This window comes from Burkholderia sp. Ap-955, assembly GCF_011753045.1.
Lineage (GTDB): Bacteria > Pseudomonadota > Gammaproteobacteria > Burkholderiales > Burkholderiaceae > Burkholderia > Burkholderia lata_D.
Genome location: NZ_VWWH01000005.1, coordinates 34,125 through 49,128 on the forward strand (window position 1 = coordinate 34,125; position 15,004 = coordinate 49,128).

General features: G+C 67.5%; 15 protein-coding genes. 2 read left to right on the forward strand and 13 right to left on the reverse strand.

The window, feature by feature from the left end; genetic code table 11:
• Positions 1–26 precede the first annotated feature (26 nt).
• Both F3J15_RS04495 and F3J15_RS04500 read right to left on the reverse strand, forming a co-directional pair.
• Complete coding sequence (locus tag F3J15_RS04495) at positions 27–536, reverse strand: DUF4274 domain-containing protein (protein ID WP_166888201.1); 510 nt, start codon at positions 534–536, stop codon at positions 27–29.
• 76 nt (positions 537–612) lie between these two features.
• Positions 613–1,026, reverse strand: a complete 414-nt coding sequence (locus tag F3J15_RS04500; protein ID WP_166888204.1) for a PPC domain-containing DNA-binding protein — start codon at positions 1,024–1,026, stop codon at positions 613–615.
• A gap of 335 nt (positions 1,027–1,361) precedes the next feature.
• Between F3J15_RS04500 and F3J15_RS04505 the strand changes: the two genes are divergently transcribed.
• Together F3J15_RS04505 and F3J15_RS04510 are read left to right on the forward strand one after the other, a co-directional pair.
• On the forward strand, positions 1,362–2,264 hold the full coding sequence (locus F3J15_RS04505; protein ID WP_166888206.1) for a hypothetical protein: 903 nt from the start codon (positions 1,362–1,364) through the stop codon (positions 2,262–2,264).
• 169 nt (positions 2,265–2,433) lie between these two features.
• Complete coding sequence (locus tag F3J15_RS04510) at positions 2,434–3,360, forward strand: ADP-ribosylglycohydrolase family protein (protein WP_166888208.1); 927 nt, start codon at positions 2,434–2,436, stop codon at positions 3,358–3,360.
• A gap of 122 nt (positions 3,361–3,482) precedes the next feature.
• Here F3J15_RS04510 and F3J15_RS04515 read toward each other — a convergent pair whose 3' ends face one another.
• The 11 genes from F3J15_RS04515 to F3J15_RS04565 form a co-directional block, all read right to left on the reverse strand.
• Positions 3,483–4,031, reverse strand: coding sequence for a GNAT family N-acetyltransferase (locus tag F3J15_RS04515; RefSeq protein WP_166888521.1), 549 nt, complete (start codon positions 4,029–4,031; stop codon positions 3,483–3,485).
• 170 nt (positions 4,032–4,201) lie between these two features.
• Positions 4,202–5,602 carry an MFS transporter gene (locus tag F3J15_RS04520; protein ID WP_166888211.1) on the reverse strand — a complete coding sequence of 467 codons (1,401 nt, stop codon included), beginning with the start codon at positions 5,600–5,602 and terminating at the stop codon, positions 4,202–4,204.
• A gap of 30 nt (positions 5,603–5,632) precedes the next feature.
• On the reverse strand, positions 5,633–6,877 hold the full coding sequence (locus F3J15_RS04525) for an FAD-dependent oxidoreductase (RefSeq protein ID WP_166888215.1): 1,245 nt from the start codon (positions 6,875–6,877) through the stop codon (positions 5,633–5,635).
• Positions 6,874–7,836, reverse strand: coding sequence for a VOC family protein (locus F3J15_RS04530; RefSeq protein ID WP_089485483.1), 963 nt, complete (start codon positions 7,834–7,836; stop codon positions 6,874–6,876). Before F3J15_RS04530 ends, F3J15_RS04525 begins: the two co-directional genes overlap by 4 nt.
• Before the next feature lie 18 nt (positions 7,837–7,854).
• Positions 7,855–9,345, reverse strand: a complete 1,491-nt coding sequence (locus tag F3J15_RS04535) for an aldehyde dehydrogenase (RefSeq protein WP_166888218.1) — start codon at positions 9,343–9,345, stop codon at positions 7,855–7,857.
• A gap of 72 nt (positions 9,346–9,417) precedes the next feature.
• Positions 9,418–10,245, reverse strand: coding sequence for an aspartate dehydrogenase (locus F3J15_RS04540; protein ID WP_166888221.1), 828 nt, complete (start codon positions 10,243–10,245; stop codon positions 9,418–9,420).
• On the reverse strand, positions 10,238–11,905 hold the full coding sequence (locus F3J15_RS04545) for a thiamine pyrophosphate-binding protein (RefSeq protein ID WP_089447951.1): 1,668 nt from the start codon (positions 11,903–11,905) through the stop codon (positions 10,238–10,240). The genes F3J15_RS04540 and F3J15_RS04545 overlap by 8 nt, the downstream gene beginning before the upstream one ends.
• Positions 11,898–12,695 carry an SDR family oxidoreductase gene (locus tag F3J15_RS04550; RefSeq protein ID WP_069251895.1) on the reverse strand — a complete coding sequence of 266 codons (798 nt, stop codon included), beginning with the start codon at positions 12,693–12,695 and terminating at the stop codon, positions 11,898–11,900. Before F3J15_RS04550 ends, F3J15_RS04545 begins: the two co-directional genes overlap by 8 nt.
• Positions 12,692–13,549 carry an IclR family transcriptional regulator gene (locus F3J15_RS04555; protein ID WP_043177340.1) on the reverse strand — a complete coding sequence of 286 codons (858 nt, stop codon included), beginning with the start codon at positions 13,547–13,549 and terminating at the stop codon, positions 12,692–12,694. The genes F3J15_RS04550 and F3J15_RS04555 overlap by 4 nt, the downstream gene beginning before the upstream one ends.
• Positions 13,546–14,442 carry an alpha/beta fold hydrolase gene (locus F3J15_RS04560; RefSeq protein WP_166888224.1) on the reverse strand — a complete coding sequence of 299 codons (897 nt, stop codon included), beginning with the start codon at positions 14,440–14,442 and terminating at the stop codon, positions 13,546–13,548. Before F3J15_RS04560 ends, F3J15_RS04555 begins: the two co-directional genes overlap by 4 nt.
• An 18-nt stretch (positions 14,443–14,460) precedes the next feature.
• A complete protein-coding gene (locus tag F3J15_RS04565) occupies positions 14,461–14,988 on the reverse strand; it encodes a cupin domain-containing protein (protein WP_039344094.1) in 528 nt (175 codons plus the stop codon).
• Positions 14,989–15,004: the final 16 nt, after the last annotated feature.

Below are 15,004 nucleotides of genomic sequence, written 5' to 3' on the forward strand. Positions count from 1 at the left end.
GGCGCCGGGTGGCCGTGCCGGCCTCGTCAGTCGTAAAGCGCGGAAATCCGATCGACGACGTCGAACGGCAAGCCTTCGTCGTACCCTTCCTCGTCGAGATCGACAATCTCGCGGCCGTTCGTCGGCTGCAGCATCAGCGCCGGCACCGGCCGCACGACCGGTACGTCCGGATAGTCGTTCGGACCCGCGCCTTCGAAGTCGTGTGGATCGAACCAGATCCCGTGATCGGCGTAATAGCCGTCGGCATAACGCCGCTCGACCTCACGCGCCAGCCGGAACGTGTCCAGTTGATACGACGCGTCTCCCAGGTCGCTTTCGTTCGCGTACTGCACGAACCACGCGGCGCCGAGATTCCAGTAGATCAGCAACGCCGTGGCGCGATCGATGTTGCGGTTGTCGAGCAGCCAGCGCAGCGCGCGGCCGTTGCCGTCGTAATTGGAACGCGCGGCGAACCGGTGCCATTGCTCGGGCGTCGCGCCCTCGAGCCAGGTGCGCACGATTTCCCACACCTTGTGTTCGATTTTGGAATCATCCATGGATGGCGGCCTCGCGGAAATGTGAATGGTGGCAATGCGTCCAATGACCGGCGATTCTAGCGCCGCTTCGCAGCATTCACGCGCCCTCGCCGCCCGGCTCGCGGCGGATCACCAGTTCGTTGAAGCCGGTGCCCGCATCGGCTTCGCGCGAGAAACGATGCGCGGGCAGCAGCACGAGCAGAATCTCGGCCGTCGTGCGCACCACGCAGCCGCTCGCGACGTGGCCGCCGGTCACGCGGCCGGCCGAATCCGAGATCGACATGTGCAGATGCGCGCCGTCCGGCGATACCGAGCCGGCCAGCGTCAGGATTTCGAGGTCGCCGCGCAGTTCGGTCGGCTGGTCCGCGCCGGCGAAACGCAACTGCGCGACGCTCAGGCTGCCGATGCCCTGGATCACGAACGCCGCGTGCGATGCGTGGCCGCGCAACGCGTGCTCGATCGCGCCGCGCAAATCGTCGCCGGGGGAAAGACGCAGAGGATGAGCTTGCATGGTCGAGAACCTGTGGGCGGACCGTGATATCGACCAAGCGTACGTTCACCCCGTGAATCCGGCAAGTCATCCACGCTCGAGAATCCCGCGCGCCGGCCGGCGCGGCGCACGCGTCACACGGCCAACCACTCGCCCGCGAACCGCGCAGCCGGCACGCCCGCGCACACGGGCCCCTGCGGCAGGATTTCGCACCGGCCGCAGCACATCGGCCAGGGTCTGCTTGCATACGGACCGCACATGCGTTCCGCATGTAAGCAGACCCTGACGTATGCAAGAATCCGTTTCTCGAAGCAACCCCTGCTTTCTCGCCCTCCCTTTCACCAAACGCCCGTCGAATGTCCCAATACGAGAATGATTACGAGCGGTTCCACACCCCGAGCGACGACATTGCCGCGCGGGAAATCGCGGCGATGAGCGATGAGGAGCGTGCGCGCGCCAAGTCGGCGGGGAGCGTGCATGTCCGAAACTGGCTCGCCATTCTGATGTTGCCGGTCGTATTCGGGCCTGTGATCCCGGTGCTCACGTATTTGCTGGGCATACTTGCATACCGCGGAATGGTCGATCCGGCCTTTGATATGGATCGTGCGGTTGACGGAACAGTCGTCACCGTCATATGGGTCACGGCGCTCTTCATCGCAGCGTGGATCGGCCTGAACTGGTGCGTCGCGACGTACGGTACCCGACAGCGGTACTGGCGAGAAATGCCGTCCAACGGGCATGTCGAATTGGAGCGCCATACGCTATGTTCGGCAATCATCGTGTGGTCGGACGACTACGATCCGGAACCCCTCTACGTCGAGGAATGGATCGACGGCGAGCTCAGATCCAGCAGGGCCCGAGTAAGGCAGTGGATCCTGGCCCGAACGTCCGTCGGTCATTGGCTGGTGCTGGATCAGCTAATTGCGGCAGACAGCTGGTACGGGCCGCCAACGTTCCCCTCGGAGACGAAACGGTTGATCCCGGGGCGAGAATTGGCAATCGCATTTGCGCCACGCACCCCTATCCGCATCGGATTGAGATGGAGTGGACCGGCGGCGCCATTGACCGTGACGTCCTATCTGCTGTCTCGCGCCGAATGCGAGCGCCTGACTGCGGCGGCTCACCACCATGCTTTTTTTCCGCCGGCCCAATATGGCGTCGTCGATCCCTCCGAGGCAGACTGGGTCGGGGAACTCGCCGCCAAAGCACTGGAGCGCGAAGTGCCTGTCGACGTGGCGGCCGGGCGAGCGTTGACGTAATCATCGCGGGTCGTTTCAACGACGACTGCGGCCGCCACCGCGCGAAGGCGCCCGGCGGATAGTCGGAAAAGTACGCCAATTGGCGGCGACTGCATAATGACGGGGCTCAGCTCAAGGTCTTGTACACGGTCTTCCACGACGCAAGCCGTCCCAACCCGAACTCCTTTCGATGACACCGATTCCGAACCGACGATCCCGCCTGCGCGGCGGCCTGCTTGGCCTGCTGATCGGCGACGCGCTCGGCGTGCCGTACGAATTCCACGACGCCGCTTCGATTCCGCCGCCTGCAGCGATCGACATGACCCCGCCGCCGGGCTTCGCCCGCGCGCACGACGGCGTACCGCCCGGCACCTGGAGCGATGACGGTGCGCAGGCGCTCGCGCTGCTCGACGCACTGCTGCGCGAGCACGACCTGAATCTCGATACGTTCGCCGGCAACCTGCTGGACTGGTTTCACCGCGGCGCATTCACGCCGGACGGCCGCGTATTCGACGTCGGCCTGCAGACGCAACGCGCATTCCATGCACTGGCGGCCGGCGCCGCGCCCGCAGCGGCCGGGCCCCGCGACGAGCGCGACAACGGCAACGGCTCGCTGATGCGCTGCTTGCCCGTCGTGATCGTCGCCGCGTCGTATGACGACGCGATCCGGCTCGCGCACAAGCAGAGCGTCGTCACGCATGGCCACGTGCGTTCGCAGCTTTGCTGCGCGCTCTATTGCCTGACGGCGCTGAGGATCGTCGATGGCCAGCCCGCGCCCGATGCGGTGCGCGCGGCAGAGGACGAACTGCTCGCGCGCTACGAAGGCACGGCCGACGAAATCGAACTGAAGATCGTGCTCGACGGCCGCTTCGACGCGCCGCAAGGATCGGGTTATGTGGTCGACAGTTTCTGGTCCGCGATCCATTGTCTGCTGTCCACGGGCAGCTATGAGGACTGCGTGAAGCGCGCGATCGCGCTCGGCAACGACACGGATACGACCGCGGCCATCGCAGGTGGCCTCGCCGGCGCGCTGTACGGCGAACAAGCGTTGCCCGATCGATGGGTTGCAACGCTGCGCGGGAAAGACAAGGTCGAGGGCTGGCTCGCGAAGTTGTGAATACACCCTCATCGGCCGGCCGCCAAGTCGAACCTGGCGGGCCGACCCCGATTGCCCCGCGTCGTTGCATCAACGCGTGCGCGATCGTTCCTGCCGCGCAATGATCCGCCGCTGCCGCCGCATCAGCGGCGATCGCTCGCCAGCAACCCGTACAGCGCGCTGTCCGACACTTCGTCGCCGACGATCCAGCGTTCGCGCAGCAGCCCTTCCCGCACGAAGCCCAGCCGTTCGAGCAGCCCCGCGGACGCGGCGTTGCGCGGATCGATATCGGCCTCGAGCCGGTTCAGCCGCAGCGTGCCGAAGGCATGGTCGATCATGGCCGACGCCGCTTCGCGCATATATCCGCCGCGCCAGAACGCGCGCCGCAGGCTGAAGCCGATCTCGGCGCGCCGGCATGGCGCGTTCGCGTGGAACAGCACGCATTCGCCGAGCGCTTCGCCGGTTTCCCGCAGTTCGAGCACGCAGGTCAGGCTCTCCCCGCTCGCGGACGTCTGCACGTTGCGTGCGACGCGCGCCTCGGCCTGTTCGATATGCGTCATCGGCGAGAACGAGAAATAGCGCATCGCTTCCGCATCGGACCAGATCTCGAAGAAAGTCGGCGCGTCGGCGTCGCGAAGCGGCCGCAGGACGAGGCGGGACGTATCCAGCGTGACGGGTTCGAACAAAGGCATGGCGACGGTCGGTCGAAAAACAGGATCGTGAATTAGAACACGCGAGCCGCAAGTCGGCCATTGCACGCGTTCGCACGCCCCGCCCCGGCGCGGCACCCCGATCGCCGCCAGACAAAAAAGCCCGAGCATCGCCCGGGCCGTTTCACTTCATCCGTTACCGCCGCCAGCGCTTACGCTTCAAGCGCTTCGAGCACCTTGCCCTTCGTCTCGATCCCGACGAAGTGCACGGTCAGGGCCGCGATCAGCGGCACGATGCCGATCAGGTAGAACGCCGGCGCGAGATTGCCGCCGATGATCGCGTGCGGCACCACCATCGGCGCGACGAACGACGCGATCTTCAGCCATGCGCTGCCGAGCCCGCAGCCCGACGCGCGGATACTCGTCGGATACTGCTCCGGCGTATAGACGTACGCGGTAATGAACCCCGACGCCATCAACCCGAGCGACAGCGAGCAGAAGATCGACACGACGTACACCGACGACGCGTGATAGAAGCCCGCAAACGCCAGCGACAGCGCGCACAGCACGAACGACCACACGATCACCGGCTTGCGGCCGAGCTTGTCGACGAGCAGCGCCGACGCCAGCGACCCGAGCACCCCCATCACCGAGCCGATCACCGCGAGGTTCAGCGCGAGCTGCAGCGGCGCGTGATAGAAGTTCTTGTAGATCGTCGGCAGCCACGTCGACAGCCCGTACTGGATGAATCCGCAGGTCGCCCACAACGTCGCCACCGCGAGCGTGCGCTTGCGATATGCGGCGCTGAACAGGTCGCTCATCTTGCGCTTCGGATGCTGGCGCACCATCTCGTCGAACGCCGCTGCCTGCGTGACCGGCGGCAGCTCGCCGCGCACCGATGCTTCGAACACGCCGACCGCCCGCCCGGCTTCCGGGAGCCGCCCGCGCGACGCGAGCCAGCGCGGCGATTCCGGCACGAGGCGCGTGAGCACGAGCGACAGGATCAGCGGCAGCCCGCCGACGAAGTACATGATTTCCCAGCCGAAGCGCGGCACGAGCCACGCACCGAGCGCCATCGACACGAGCAGGCCGATCGGGAACACGATCTCGTACAGCAGCACGAAGCGGCCGCGGCCATGCGCACGCGTGATCTCGTTGATGTACGTCGCCGCGACCGGCAACTCGCCGCCCAGGCCCAGGCCCTGCAGAATCCGCAGCAGCACGAAGATCTCGAAGGTCGGCGCGAAGCCGCACGCGATGCTCGTGATGCCGATCACGGCCGAGCTCCACGCGATCGCCTTCACGCGGCCGTGCTTCTCCGCCAGCGCGGGAAACAGGAAGGCGCCGATCAGCTGGCCGATCGCGCCGGACGCGATCAGCATGCCGATCTGCGTCGGCGACAGCCCCCATTTATGAATCAGCAGCGGCAGCGTCGCCGCGATCGTGATCACGTCGAAGCCGTCGAAGAACGTCGCGGTGCCGATCAGCACACGCGCGCGGATCTGCATCGCGTTGGCGGGAAGCCGCTCGAGCCGCGCGATGATCGCGCCGGGCGTGGAGGCGGCAGCTTCCATCGTGGCGCGACCGGCCACGACGTTGTCGAAAGTGCTCATGCGGGGTGTCTCCTGTGTCTCGTCGCCCGGTCAGGCCAGTGTCTTGCTCGTGTCTGCCAGGGCTTCCGTATCCACTGCCCGGCCCTGGTTCATCCACTTGCGCGCGAGTTTCAGCTCACGTGCGTTGTTGACGGCGATGACACCTCTCACATGTCCTTCGCCCACGAAAAACAGCGTCGCGCGGCGCGCGGCAAGATCGCCGCGCACGACGAGCTGCGCATCGGCCGGCAGATCACCGAGGATCTGCAGGTTCACGTCGTACTGATCGGACCAGAACCACGGAATCTCCGCGTACGGCGCTCGCACGCCGAGCACGGCTTTCGCGGCCGCGATCGCCTGGTTCTGCGCGTTGGCCCATGATTCGAGCCGCACGCGCCGCTTCAGCCAGCCGTTGTGATGGTTCGCGACGTCGCCGCACGCGAAGATCGCCGGGTCGCTCGTCGCGCCGAATTCGTCGACGACGATGCCGTCGTCGATCGCCAGCCCCGCATCGCTCGCGAGCGACGCGTTCAGCGCGAGGCCGATGCCGGCCACCGCGAAATCGGCGTCGATCGTCGTACCGTCGGCGAGCGTTGCACGCACCTTCGACGCGTCGTCCGGCTGCGCGTCGAGCGAAGCAAGCGCCGCGCCGAGGCGTACGTCGACGCCGTTCGAACGATGCAGGTCGAGCAGGAAGTCGGACACGATCTGCGGCACCGAGCGGCCGCACAGCCGCGGCGCGCCTTCGACGACCACCGCTTCGACGCCGAGCTTGCGCGCGGTCGCCGCGACCTCGAGGCCGATCCAGCCGCCGCCGATCACGAGCACGCGCCGGCTCGCACGCAGCTTCTCGCCGAGCGCGGCTGCTTCGTCGAGCGTGCGCAGGTAATGCAGGTTCGGGGTCCTCACGAGCGCGTCCGGCAAGCGGCGCGACGTGCCGCCGGTCGCGATCACGAGACGGTCGTATTCGATCTCGCGGCCGCTTTCGGTTGTCACGACGCGGCGCGCGCGGTCGATCGATGCGGCGCGTTCCGGCTGCCATGCTTCCACGTTCAGCGCGTCGAATTCGTCAGGACGCACGACGCGCACGGTTTCGATGTCGGCGTCGCCGGCCAGCACGGCCTTCGACAACGGCGGACGCTCGTACGGCAAATGCGGTTCATCCGCGATCATCACGAGGCGGCCCGCAAAGCCTTCCGCGCGCAGCGTCTTCAACACCCAGCCGGCGGCCTGGCCGCCGCCGATCACGACGACCGTGCCGGGCGCGGCCGGCTCCTGTGCGTTCTCTTCGCTCACGATTTTCGCTCCGTCATGAACTTGCCTTCCGGCGCCTTCGCGTTCTTCTGCCGGCGCGTGTTGCCGTCAAGGCCGCCGTCGACGGCCCATTCGGCGAACACGGTCGGGCCCGGCTCGAATTCGCGCGGCTGCCACTCGGGCGTCAGCACGTCTTCGTCCGCGTAGTACTCGATCAGGCCGCCGGCCGGGTTCTGGAAGTACCAGAAGTACGCGGACGACACCGGATGACGGCCCGGGCCGAGTTGCGTTTCCCAGCCGCAGCGGTCGATGTGCATGCCGCCGCCGAACACCTCGTGGATGTCACGCACGGTGAACGCGACGTGGTTCAAGCCGCGTTTGCCATTCGGCAGTGCGAGCAGGAACAGGTCGTGGTGGCCGCCGTGCGGCGCGCAGCGCATGAACGCGCCGCGGCCCGGGTAACGGTCGGACGTCTCGAAGCCCAGCAGCTCGTGGTAGAACTTTTCCTGCGCATCGAGGCAGTTCGTGAAGAACACGACATGCCCGACCTCGACCGGCTCCGCGCGCGCATAGATCGGGCTCGGCTGGTCGACGCGCAGCGTCTGGCCCCACACGTTCGACGGCGAGCCCGTGATATCGAGTGCGCGCTTGCGCGTGACTTCGATGCGGATCGCCATCCCGTTCGGGTCGATGCAGCCGACCGCGTCGTCCTGCGCGTAATAACCGGGCTGGCCGGCGAGCTTCGTGCGCAGCGCGTCGAGTTCCTGCTGCGTCGCGACGCCCCACGTGACTTCACGCAGCGTCGGGCCCGCCTCGAACGCAGGCGGCAGCGCCGGATCGTCGGCCTTGACCGCCAGCACGGTGCAGCCGTTCAGCGTCTCGAAGCGTGCGCGCGCGTCGTCGTGCGAGACTTCCTTCATCCCCCAGTCGGCGAAAAAGCGCCGGCAGGTCGCGAGGTCGTCGACGCCGTACGTGATCTGCTCGATTCCCAAAATGCTCATTGCGTCATTCCCCTTCGCTCAGTTCGCCCACGGCAGCGGCGCGTCGTTCAAGCCCCAGTAGAGGCTCTTCTGCTGCATGTACTCGCGGATGCCGAGACGCCCCTTCTCGCGCCCCATCCCGCTCTCCTTCCAGCCCGAAAACGGCGTGGAGATCGAAAACAGCTTGTACGTGTTGATCCAGACGGTGCCCGTTTCCAGCGCACGCGCGAGGCGCCAGGCGCGCTTGTAGTCGCGCGTCCAGATGCCGGCCGCCAGGCCGAACACGCTGTCGTTCGCCTGCGCGATCAGCGACGCTTCGTCGTCGAACGGCATCGCGACGAGCACTGGGCCAAAAATTTCTTCCTGGCAGATGCGCGCGCTGTTCGGCAGGCCTTCGAGAATCGTCGGCTGATAGAAGAAGCCGTGCTCGCGCCCGTCGCCCGATGGCCGTTCGCCGCCGCACAGCAGGCGGCCGCCTTCCTCGAGACCGAGCGCCACGTAGCGCTCCACCGATTCGCGATGCTTTGCGGTAATCAGCGGCCCCATCTGCGTGTCGGGCCGCGTCGGGTCGCCCACGCGCAGCTTGCGTGCGCCGGCCACCAAACGCTTCATGAATTCGTCGTACACCGAACGTTGCACGAACAGCCGCGAGCCCGCGATGCACGCTTCGCCCGACGAGCTGAAGATGCCGTACAGCACGCCGTTGACTGCGTGGTCGAGATCGGCGTCGTCGCATACGATCGTCGGCGACTTGCCGCCCAGTTCGAGTGACACCGGCATCAGCTTCTCGGCCGCGATGCGCGCGATGCCGCGGCCCACTTCGGTGCCGCCCGTGAACGACACCTTCTTCACCAGCGGATGACGCACGAGCACGTCGCCGATCACCGAACCCTTGCCCGGCAGCACGCTCAGCACGCCCTTCGGCACGCCCGCTTCCTCGCAGATGCGCGCCAGCGCGAGCGACACGAGCGGCGTGACTTCGGCCGGCTTCAGCACCACCGCGTTGCCGCCCGCCAGCGCCGGCGCGAGCTTCTGCGCATCGGACGCGATCGGCGAATTCCACGGCGTAATCGCCGCGATCACGCCGATCGGCTCGTACACGCTCATCGTCAGGTAATCGCCGCGCGACGGCGTCAGTTCCTCGTCGAGCGTCTCGAGGCACGCCGCGAAATAACGGAACGTGTTCGCGGCGCTCGCCACCAGCACGCGCGTCTCGCCGATCGGCTTGCCGTTGTCGCGGCGCTGCAGGTTCGCGAGCGCCTCGTGGCGCTGCATGATCAGATCGGCGATGCGATACAGCACCTGCGCGCGCAGGTGCGGCTTCAACCCGGCCCAGTCGGCGCGGCGCCACGCGGCGTCGGCAGCCACGACGGCTTCGGCCGCGTCGTCCGCATTCGCGGTCGACACTTCCATGTTCAGCGACTGGTCGGCCGGATAGATGCTCGCGTAAGGCGCGCCACGGCCGCGCCGCCATTCGCCGCCGATCAGGATGTTGCCGTCGGGTACGAGGCTCGTATCGAAAGGAGTCATGTCACAAGTCCCACAAATCTGTCTCTGCACGTCCGCCCTCGCCGTGGCGCGGGCGGACCTTCAAGGGCCCGGTCAGATCACGCAGCGGGCCGCGCGGTTGCGCAGCGCGCGGATCGCGCTGTATGCCGTCAGCGCGGACGTCTTCGGGTTGTCGGGCAGCGGCTTGCCGCTCATTTCCAGCGACATCTCGCCGAATGCGCCGCGCGCGGTGATGCGGTGCACGTTGCGCTCGACCGCCGGATCGGCGATTAGGCGCACATGCGTCGCGTCGAGGCCGAGGCCGGCGAGCGCAACGGTGGCCGCGACGTTCGCGTTCTTCGGATACAGGCGCGCGGCATCACGCGCGCTGCCTTCGAAGATCACCTTTTCCCCGGTCATCGCACGCAGGTCGCAGAGTGCCTCGGCGGGCGTGCCGAGCCAGCCGAGCGGCGGCTTGCGGCCCACGTACAGCACTTCGTCGAGGCCGCCCTGCTTCGCGGACGCCAGCGCGTCGATCCCGCCGATCGCACCGGACAGCAGCGTGACCGTCGCGTCGCCCTCGTCGGCCGCCTGTGCGAGCACGTCGAGCAGCGCGAGATCGGACAGCGCGCCGATCGACGCGACCGCGCAATCGGTGCCGGCCTTCAGCAACGGCACGACGTGATCGACGAGCGCGCTGTGGCCCGCGCATTCGAGCGCGAACTCCGGGCGGCGGGCCAGTGCGTCGACCGACGACACGACCTCCACCGTGCCGCCCAGCACGCCCTGCACCGCCGCGCGCTGGTGTTCCGGCACGATCACGTGCGCGACGCGCAGCGACGCGTCGTGCTCGACCGCGTGGTACACGGCCGCGCCGATCGCACCGAAGCCGATCATCGCGACGTCGACGGGTGCGTGAGCCCGCTTTTGGCCGTTAAGCATATTGGCGCTCCGACGGCTCTTCCTTCTTGACCGGCGGGCCTGCGAAGTTCGACGCGAACGCGCCGACCGACAGCATGTCGACCTCGACCATCACCGGGCCAGCCTTCGCCATCCCTTCGCGCACGATCGCTTCTGCCTGGTCGAGCGACGAGATCCGGTAGTGCGTGAGGCCGAAGCTCGCGCAGAACTGCGCGAAATCGGGCTGATGCAGCTGCACGAAGCAGCGGCGGCCACCGTAATGCGCGTCCTGGATGTTGCGGATCACGCCGTAGCACTGGTCGTTCATCAGCACGATCATCACGTTCGCGTTTTCCTGCACGGCCGTGACGAGCTCGCCCACGTTGACCATCAGGCCGCCGTCGCCGACGAGGCAGACCGTCTTCGCGGCCGCATCCGCCAGCGCCGCGCCGATGCCCATCTGGATGCCCTGGCCGATGCCGCCGCCGAGCGCATGCACGCCCGAGCGCGGCTCGAAGATCTTCAGCAGGCGGTTGCCCCACGTGCTGTTCGAGATCGTCACGTCGCGCACCCAGTTGTAGTCGCGGCCCACGGCGCCCTGCAGCGTGTCGACGAGCTGCTTGTACGGCCCGAGGCCCTTCGACACGTCGGCCACCGCCTGCTCGCGGGCGGCCGCGAGATCGGCCGCGAACTGCGGATCGACCGACAGGCGGCCTTCGAGCTGGTCGGCCAGCTCGGCCAGCACGCGCTTCGAATCGCCATGCACGAACAGCTCGTTGCGATAGCCGCGGTTGTCGGCGAGCGCATCGGCGTCGATGCGGAACAGCGGCTGCGGCAGCGCGAGCTTGTACTTCAGCGTTTCGTTGCCACGCAGGCGCGAGCCGACCACGACGAGCGCATCGCAGGTCTTGTAGAACGCTTCGACGGACGCATGCACGTTGAACGCGCCGAGCGTCGCCGGGTGATCTTCCGGCAGCACGCCGCGGCCCTGCACGCTCGTCACGACGCCGAAGCCGAGCTTCACGAGGCGTTCGACTTCCTCGCGTGCGTGGCGCGCGCCGCCGCCGAGCCACAGCAGCGGGCGGCGCTTGGCCGCCAGTGCGTCGGCGAGCTTCGCGACGCGGGCGGTGTCGTGCTCGCGCACCGCGACGTGTGCCGGTGCGAGGTCTTCCGGCCATTCGATTTCAGCGGCCTGGATGTCGATCGGAATCTCGACCGACACGGGGCCCGTCGGCGCCGTCTGCGCGACGCGCACGGCTTCGCGGATCGTCGGCAGCACGGTTTCGACGGTGCGCACGCGGAACGCGGCCTTCGAGATCGAATGCAGCATCGACAGCTGGTCCGGCGCTTCGTGGATATACGCGAGATCCTGGTCGAGGTACGGCGTCTCGATCTGCCCCGTGACGTGCAGCAGCGCGGTGCCGGCCGTCAGCGCCTCGACCATCGCGCCGGCCGCGTTGCCCGCCGCCGTGCCCGTGCTGGTGAACGCGACGCCGAGGCCGCCCGACACGCGGGCCAGGCCGTCGGCCATGTTCAAGGCGCCGGCTTCGCCGCGTGCACCGACATACCGGATGTTGCCGCGCGAGTTGATCGCGTCGAGGATCGGCATGTTGTGGATCGAGATGACACCGAATGCGGTCTTCACGCCGCACTGCTCGAGAAAGGCGGCAATCAGCTCGCCAACCGTGGTTTTTTTAGACATGGCGTGCAAAGCCTCCAGAAACGTCGATATGGCTGCCCGTCGTGTACGACGACAGATGCGTTGCGAGATAAAAGAGTGCCCAGGCGGCCTCGTCAGGCTTGCCGAAGCGGTTCAGCGGAATGTTCTTCGTGCGGGCGATCGCGCCCGTCCAGTCCTCCCAGCTTTCGCCGGACTGCGACTGCGTTTCGTAACGCCGGCGCCACTGGCCCGACTCGACGATGCCGATCAGGATCGAGTTCACGCGGATGCGCTGCGGCGCAAGTTCGGTCGCGAGCGACTTCACGAGGCTCAGCACGCCCGCGCGCGCCGACGACGTCGCGACCATGTGCGGCTCGGGCTGCAGCGCGAGCAGCGAGTTCACGCAGGTGATCGTCGGCGCCTGCGCGTCGCGCAGCAGCGGCAGGAACGCGCGCGTCGGGCGGATGATGCTGAAATACTTCAGTTCGAGTTCTTCGCGCCACGCGTCGTCGGTCGTGTCGGCGAAGGTCGACACGCGGCCCTGGCCGGCGTTGTTGACCAGCATGTCGGCACGGCCGAAGCGCGTCGATACGGCTTGCGCGAACGCAGCCACATCGGCTTCGTCGAGCACGTTGCAGCGCGCGGCGAGCAGTTGCGCGCCCGGATACTTTTCAACGAGCATCGCTTCGGCGCGCGCGAGGCGCTCGCTGTCGCGGCCGCAAATCGCGACCGACGCGCCCGCCTGCAGGAACCGTTCGGCGGTCGCGAGGCCGATGCCGGACGAACCGCCCGTCACCACCGCCACCTGCCCGGTCAGATCGATCTGGATCATCGGAGTCCTAAAGCCTTGAGAAACGTGTGCTCGTCATCCGAGCGGTAATTGAGCCGCCGCGACAGTTCCGCCGCCGCGCGCTGCACCTTGTCGATCAGGCCGTCCGCGATCAGCGCCGCGTCGATCTCCGGCCTCGGCACCGTCACCGTGATGCACGCGACGATCTTCTGCGTCTCGTTGCGCACCGGCGCGGTGACCACCGAGATGCCGCGCTCGAACGACGAATTGCTGACGCCGTAGCCGCGCAGCGCATCCTCGCGGATCACTTCATACAGCGCGTCGACCGTTTCCGGCGTTGCGTTCGTCATCCGGTTCAGCGCGCCTTCCGGATACAGCGCATGCAGTTCCTTCAGCGACAGGTCGCCCATCAGCACGTGGCCGTGTGTCGTCGCATGCGCGGGCAAGCGCGTGCCGACGTTCACGCGGATCGAGCTGAACACCGGCGCCTGGCTCTGCGCCTTCGCGACGAACACCACGTCGCGGCCGTCGCGGATCACGATGTGCGTCGTGAAGCCGGTCGCGTCGCGCAGGCTCTCGATCACCGGCAGGCCGAGATCGGTCAGCTCCAGCGAGCTCAGGTATTCGAAGCCGAGCCGCAGCACGGCGATGCCGAGCTTGTAGTTGCGATCCTTGTCCGCGCGCTCGAGGAAGCCGAGCGATTCGAGCGTCTGCAGCAGACGGAACACCGTCGTGCGCGGAATGCCGAGCCGTTTCGACAATTCGGGTGCGCCGAGCACGGGCTCGCGCGGCGAGAATTCGGCGAGAATCCGCAACCCGCGTTCGAGGCCGGGGACCACGTAGCTGGCTTCGGCCTTGCCGTTTTCCTGCTCGGGTTGTTGCAGCGGTTCGTTCATGCCAGTCCCCGCTGTAGGTCGCACTGACGGCAGAACGTGTCGATCAGTGCGGAATAGACGGCCGGTGCTTCCACGTAGCCGGCATGGCCTGCTTGCGGAATCACCTGCAGCTCGACGTGCGCGGCCGCGGCGATCCGCTCGCATGCAGCGGGCGGCGTGATCGCGTCGTTCGCACCGACGGCCACGGCCGTGCGGCCGCGAAAGCCGGCGAGATCCGTTGCGAGATCGGCATTCGCAAGCAGATGCGTGGCCTGCGCGTAGCCGGCCGGCACGATGCGCGCCATGTTCCAGCGCACCCACGCCCGCGCATCCTCGCTCGCGAAACCGGACAGCATGTTGCCGCTGCGCTGCTCGGCGAGCCCGGCCGGGCCGAGTTCGGCGAGCAGCGCGAGCCGCGCGTCGCGGCGCGATTCGCGCGTTTCAGCCGGTGCGCTGCCGTAGCCGCCCGCGGGCGACACCAGCAGCAGGCCGGCGATCCGCGCGGGCATCACGCGGGCGAGACCGCCCGCGACGATCGCGCCGAGCGAATGACCGACCAGCACGCAGCGTTCGATGCCGAGTGCCTCGAGCCACGCGTTCAGCGATGCCGCGTAATCGGCGGCGGCCGGCGACGCGCCTTGCACCGGCGTCGACACGCCGTAACCGGGCGCATCCCACGCGAGCACGCGCCGCGATGCGCCGAGCGCGTCGAGCTGGCGGACCCACGATGCGGCGCCCGAGCCGATGCCGTGCAGCAGCACGACGGGCAATGCACGGCCCGCATGCTGCGCGCCGGCTTCGCGATAACCGATCGTGCCCGCCGCGCCGGCCGCGCAACGCTGTTCGGGAAACTGCCCGAGCAGCGCGGCGAACGCCGCGGTGCGGTCGCGTTCACGTTTGTCGATGACACTCATTGCTTTACCCGCTCCGTCTCAGCGCTTGATCTTCGCGAGCGGCGAATCGGGCGGATAGGTCGGCGTGACCGGCTTCGGCGAACCGAGCATCACGCACATCAGCGCATCTTCCTCGCCGATGTTGATTTCCGTGCGATACACGCCCGGCGGCACCGAGATCAGGTCGCGCTCGCCGAGGATCGCTTCCCACGTCTCGCCGTCACGCTCGCAGATCACCTTCATCTTGCCGCGCAGCACGAAGAAGATTTCCTCGACATCCATGTGGATGTGGCTCGGGCCGATGTTGCCGGCCGGGATGACCATCGTCGAGAACGTGAAGCCGCCGGCCGGCACCGTGTTGACGTCCTTCGCGACGCCCGTGCCGCCCGTGCCGACGTAGCGCATCTGCGCACGGCGGTACTTCGGGTCGTAGTCGGCCTGGAACTTCAGTGCGTCCCAGTCGTAGCGACGGGTTGCGTAGCGCGCCACGCGCCCTTCCATCCAGTCGTTGAAGCTTGCGCCTTCCGGCTGGTCCCACGACTTGCGTTCGAGATCGGCGTCCGCCATCGTCCTCTCCTTCATC